Raw genomic sequence first — 5,384 nt, forward strand, 5'->3', positions numbered from 1 at the left:
GCCGCCCCGCCCGAGTCCGAGGCCGAGCGGGCCCGGCGGCTGCTCGTTCCGGTCGACGACCCCGAGCCCCGGCAGGCGCCCTCCGTGGCGCCGGTGCTGCCCGGGCGCCCGGTGGCCGCGCGTCCGCAGTCCGTGCGGGCACCCGGTGTCGAACCCGGTGCGGTGGGTGGAGTGCCCTGCCCCTGGTGTGCGACGGTGAACCGGCCGGACCGGCACTACTGCGCCCGGTGCGCGATGCCCATGGCCGGCGAGGAGCAGGTCGCCGGCCGGCTGCCCTGGTGGCGGCGGCTGCTCACGTTCCGCAGCGGCGAGATCCCGTGGGCGGGGGACCGGCCGCGGCTGCGCCGGACCTTCGACCGGGTGCTGACCTGGATCGGTGCCGCGATCGTCCTGACCCTGCTGATCGTGCTGGCCGTCAACATCCCGCGCGGTGTGCAGGCCGCGAAGGACCACTTCGCCAAACGCGCCCCCGTCTCCCCGGACCGCGTCACCGCCTCCCGCTCCTTCCCGGGCCACAAACCGGAGTTGGCCTTCGACAAGCTGAACAACACCTGGTGGGGGCCGGGTGTGTCCCAGTCGGGTGAGGGGCAGTGGCTGGAGGCCAAGTTCGACGAGCCGACACGGCTGTTGGACCTGCTGATCACGCCGGGTGTCTCCACCCGCGCCGACCAGCTCAGCCAGTCGGCGCTGCCGCACCGGATCGAGGCCAGGATCACCACGGCCGACGGAAAGACCACCACCCGCGAACTCAGCCTCGACCAGGGAGCCGGAGCGCAGCGCCGGGCCTTCCGGGTCGGCGAGGTCACGTCGGTGCGCTTCACCATCGAGTCGGCCTACGGAACCTCGGGAAAGAAGCAAGTGGCCATCGCCGAGATCGAGTTCTTCGGCCCGTCGAACTCGGGCGGCTCCTGACCCACGGCGGCGGGTGTCTCAGGCGTAGTCGGTCGCGGGGACCGTGGCGTAGTGGCTCATCATCTCGATCGTCGACTCGGAGTTGAACTCCCGGCCGCCGGCGATCATGTCCCGCAGGTCACGGAAGTACTGCACGAACAGGTCGGGCGTGAAGGTGTTGACCATCACCGCGGGTTCGTCGCCGGGGTTGGCGAAGGTGTGCGGGGCGCCGGGCGGGATCATCGCGAGGGTGCCGGCCGGGGCGACGTGGACGGTCTCGCCGATGGTGAAGTGCACGGTGCCGGAGACGACGTAGAAGCCCTCGTCGTGCTGGCCGTGGCGGTGCTGCGGCGGGCCCTGGGTGTGCGGGGCGAGGGTGATCTCGCCGATGCCCAGGCGGTGGCCGGTGGTGCTGCCGTCCTCCAGGATGCGCATCGTGACCGGGCCCAGACGGATCTTCTCGCCGTCCTCCGGACCGACCACGGAAACCTCGTTCATCTCGAACTCCCTTGTCTTCCCCGCGCGTTGTGCGCCCTCGGGACACTAGGACAGTAGGCTGGCAACCCTCCTCGTGCAAGTGCGCTCTCATGATGAGAGTCGGTCGTGATAAAGTGCGGAAGGGACGGACGGCAGCGACGAGCGATGACGGGGATGTGACGAACCGATGGCGACAACCCAGACGGACACGGGCCGCAGCAATCAGAAGAAGCGCACCCGTACGGCGATCGTCGAGGCGGCCCGCGTGCTGATCGGCGCGGGCAGCGAGGTGACCATGCCCGAGATCGCCCGCGCCGCCCTGGTCTCCGAGGCCACCGCCTACCGCTACTTCCCCGACCTTCCCTCCCTGATCGGCGAGGCCCTGGCCGGTGTCTGGCCCGACCCGGCCGAGGCGCTCCGGCCCGTCGCCGACTCGCGCGATCCCGTCGAACGGGTCGCCTACGCCTGCGAGTTCCTGCTCCGCGGCATCCTGGCCCGCCAGGGCGGAGTGCGCGCCATGATGGCCGCGACCATCGTGCGTCCCGACGCGGAGAGCATGCGGCCCGGGATCCGTTTCGGCCTCATCGACCACGCCCTCGCACCCCTGGACGGCACCCTCGGTGCGACGGACCCGGACGCGTTCACCCAGCTCAAGCGGGGCCTCGCGGTGGTCGTCGGCGCGGACGCCCTGTTCACCCTCACCGACCAGCTGGGACTCACCCCCGACGAGGCCGTCGCCAGCGCCGTACGCACGGCGACCACCCTGACGGAGGCGGCGGTGCGCACGGCGACGGTGGGCTAGAACCCGGCCCGGGACCTCTCAACTCTCCTACGACGTGCGGCCAGTCGGGTCACTCGCCAGCCAGTGGCCGTCCGTGGTCCAGCCGAGCAGCCGACGGGCCCGGCCCCGGTCCGCCGTACCGTCCGGGCCGAAGCCGCCACCGTCCGCGACCAGCCGCAGCCCCGCCAGAGCGGGCGCGAGACGGGCCGCCACATGCGCGGGGTGACGGCCCGTCTCCGCGTCCAGGTCGGCGAGCACACGCCACTGCTCGGCGGGCGGGCAGAGCGACAGATGGAACACCGACTGCCGCCAGGCGTAGGCCGCGTCCTTGATCGTGGCGTACGGCCGCGGGTTGCCGTGCACCCGGCCCGTCAGCCGGCACACGGTCACGAAACACCTCCGCGCCAGCTCGGCCCAGCCCGGCTCCGGGGCGATGCCCACCCGATGGACCAGCGTGGCCAGGTTGTGGGTGGTCAGGATCTGCGCCTGCTCGATCACCTTGCCGTTGCCCGCCACCCAGGACCCGTGCGAACCACCGGACTTCGTCCCGGCCGGTGCCGAGGACGCCGCCTTGGCCCGCTCCGCGCACAGCCGGGCGAACCCCGGAGAAGTCGGGGTCCTGACCGAGCGGCGCGCCGCCTCGCTCGCTTCGGCGATCGCCAGCCGACGGATCGCCTCGTAGTCGATGCCGTAGTACCGCTCGTACAGCGAACCGCCGAGCAACTCGCCCGCGACCCGGGCCGCCACGAGGAACTTCGGCCCGAAGGTGTTCATGAAGATGTCCGCGGCCAGTTCCTCCACCAGCGGAGCGCCCAGCTCCGACTGGCGGACGAGCACGCCGAGTTCGCGTACGAGCGGGTTGGGCAGGATCGTCCCCGGGAAACCCCCCACGGCCAGCTCGCCCAACTGCCGTAGCACCAGGGCCGCTTCGGCCGAGCCGTCGCCCCGCTGCGCGGCCACCGCCCGCACCCAGGGCAGTTCCCCGATCCGGACCTGCCGCTCCAGGTTGAGCAGGAGCAGCGAACGGCGGTTGCGGAACGCGCGGTAGTTCGCGGCCATCAGCGCCCGCAGCGCATCGTCGTCGTAGGCCCGCGCGCTGGTGACGGCCACCAACTGCGGTACCAGCTCGGCCAGTACCTCGGCCGAGGGGACGACTCCCCGCTCCACCAGGACGTCGACCGGTGCGCTCAGCGCGCCCTCGACCACCCGGCTTATCACCGGCGGGAGTCGGGCGCCCGCGGGGACGCCGGTCTCCCGCTCCTCCGGACCCGACACGGGGGCCAGTACGGGGGCGAGATCGGCGATGCCCGACTCCTGGGGCAGCACGGCGAGCCGGCCCAACACCACCTGCGCCAGGGCGTGATGGGAGGGCAGAGCGGCCTGGGCCCGCTGCGCGTGCCGCAGTTCGGTGTGCGCCGGCGATCCCGGCAGCCCGCGCCGCCGCACCATCGACGCGACGGCGTGCCGCAGCAGCCCGAGCCGACGCGCGTCCAACTCCCGCCCGGCGACGGTCTCCTCCAGCGCGCCGCGCAGAATGCCCAGGTTCTCCTTCGGGCTGCGGTGCTTCCCGCAGCGGGTGTGCTCCTCGGCCAGCGACCGGTAGCGGCTCAGCAACTCGCCACTCCGCGCCAACCAGGCCTCGTCCGGGGCGAGTTCGAGCACCCGCCCGTCCGCCCCGCCCGCCGTCTCCAGCCAGTGCGCGAGCAACTCGTCCCCGAACGGCTGCCATACGGCGAGCGCCTCGCGCTGTGTCTCCACGGCCGCGTTCGGGCGGCGCCGGACCAGCCGGTTCACGGTGTCGTCGACGGTACGGCGGTGCAGTGCGTCGGTGTCGTCCGAGGCGGCCCGGCCGGTCGACGGGCGCGGCAGGAACCGGAGTTGACCCGCGAACGGCTCCAACTCCGCGACCAGGTCGAGCGCGGCGGCCGTCTCCCCGTGCCGCACCAGCCACGCCATGGTGAGCAGCGCGCCCTCCTCCGGCACGGTCACCTCGTACCGCCCGCTGTTCAACCGCCCCCACAGCCAGGTGAGTCCGCTGTCGGTGAGACAGTGCGCGAACAGCGCCCGCCGGTCCGCGGGCACACCGAACCGCTCAGCGAGCGCGATCTCGTACGGCTGGAGCGGGCCGCCCGCGCCCGGGGCGCCGGTGGCGAAGCCGCCGCGCACCACCTCGGGGGTGACCCAGGCCGGAAATCCGGCGACCGGGGTCCGCGAACCGATCGTCAGCCGTCCGTCCGCCATCCCCGCGAGCACGGCACGCCAGCGCTGCGCGCGGCCCTCCGCGCGGCGGCGGGTGTCGGCGTCCTCGTGGGTCAGCGCGGTCGTGAAGGCCTTGGCCAACTGGCCCAGGGCATAGCCGGGGGCCGCGGTGAGGTGCTGCTGCTCAGCGTCGTCATCCATAAGCCGACGTGGCGGGTACCGCCCCCGCGCCCTCCGGGTCCAGAGCCCGGTGCTCTCCTGACTGAGCTACACGCCGATGAGCAGCGACGTTAGAGGTGGAACGAGTGGTCGTACAAGTGGATTTCGGTCACAGCACCTTCCGGTGGACCAGCGCCGACAGCATCAACGCCCCCGGCAGCAACGGCACCCACACCGTCAGGACGCGGTAGCCGATGACACTCGCCGTGGCCAGATCCATGGGGGCGCCGAACGCGACCATCGTGAACACCGTCGCCGCGTCCACGGGACCGATTCCGCCAGGTGCGGGCACGGCGCCGACCGCGGTGCTGGCGGCGAGGAACGCGAGCACCACCTGCGCCCAGGACAGCGGCATGCCGAGCGAGGCCCCGACGGCGAAGATCACCGTCGCCTGCAGCACGGGAGCGGCGGCGGCCCCGCCCCAGAGGGCGAGGATCCGGCTGGGCATGGTGTGCAGCTGCCGTACGTCCGTCAGGGCGGTGCGGACGCAGCGGAGGACCGGGCTGCGCAGCCGTCGTACGGCGCACAGCAGGACGGTGACGGTGGTGAGAGCGGTCGTCAGACCGCCGACCGCGAGGAGCAACGACCAGCCTCTGGGAGCGAGTTGGCCGAAGCGCAGCATCTCGGGGAAGGAGATCAGGAAGACCAGCAGCACAAGTGTCTTCGCGATCGGCCGGACGAGTGAGTAGAGGGCGAGCGAGGCGGTGGCGCGGGGGAGGGGGATGCCCTGGCCCTGGAGGAAGCGCAGGGTGACGGCGTGGGCGCCGATGCTGGCCGGCGCGGCGAACCACGCCCTGCCGGCCAGCATCGGCGCCCA

General features: G+C 72.7%; 5 protein-coding genes and 1 tRNA gene. 2 read left to right on the forward strand and 4 right to left on the reverse strand.

Annotated features, from left to right (window positions below; translation table 11 throughout):
* Positions 1–912, forward strand: a 912-nt coding sequence (locus JHN45_RS50045; RefSeq protein ID WP_236584992.1) for a zinc ribbon domain-containing protein, incomplete at its 5' end; no start/stop codon positions are given.
* A gap of 18 nt (positions 913–930) precedes the next feature.
* Here JHN45_RS50045 and JHN45_RS50050 read toward each other — a convergent pair.
* On the reverse strand, positions 931–1,389 hold the full coding sequence (locus JHN45_RS50050; protein ID WP_201056111.1) for a cupin domain-containing protein: 459 nt from the start codon (positions 1,387–1,389) through the stop codon (positions 931–933).
* 166 nt (positions 1,390–1,555) lie between these two features.
* Between JHN45_RS50050 and JHN45_RS50055 the strand changes: the two genes are divergently transcribed.
* Complete coding sequence (locus tag JHN45_RS50055; protein WP_201056113.1) at positions 1,556–2,170, forward strand: TetR/AcrR family transcriptional regulator; 615 nt, start codon at positions 1,556–1,558, stop codon at positions 2,168–2,170.
* A gap of 27 nt (positions 2,171–2,197) precedes the next feature.
* Here the strand turns inward: JHN45_RS50055 and JHN45_RS50060 are convergent, their stop codons facing one another.
* The 3 genes from JHN45_RS50060 to JHN45_RS50070 form a co-directional block, all read right to left on the reverse strand.
* A complete protein-coding gene (locus JHN45_RS50060; RefSeq protein WP_201056115.1) occupies positions 2,198–4,549 on the reverse strand; it encodes a hypothetical protein in 2,352 nt (783 codons plus the stop codon).
* Between the two features lie 3 nt (positions 4,550–4,552).
* Positions 4,553–4,625 (reverse strand) — tRNA-Gln (locus tag JHN45_RS50065).
* Between the two features lie 51 nt (positions 4,626–4,676).
* Positions 4,677–5,384 (reverse strand): lysylphosphatidylglycerol synthase domain-containing protein (locus tag JHN45_RS50070; RefSeq protein ID WP_201056116.1); only part of this gene is annotated, 708 nt, incomplete at its 5' end.

The organism is Streptomyces sp. MBT53 (assembly GCF_016654115.1).
Taxonomy (GTDB): Bacteria; Actinomycetota; Actinomycetes; order Streptomycetales; family Streptomycetaceae; genus Streptomyces.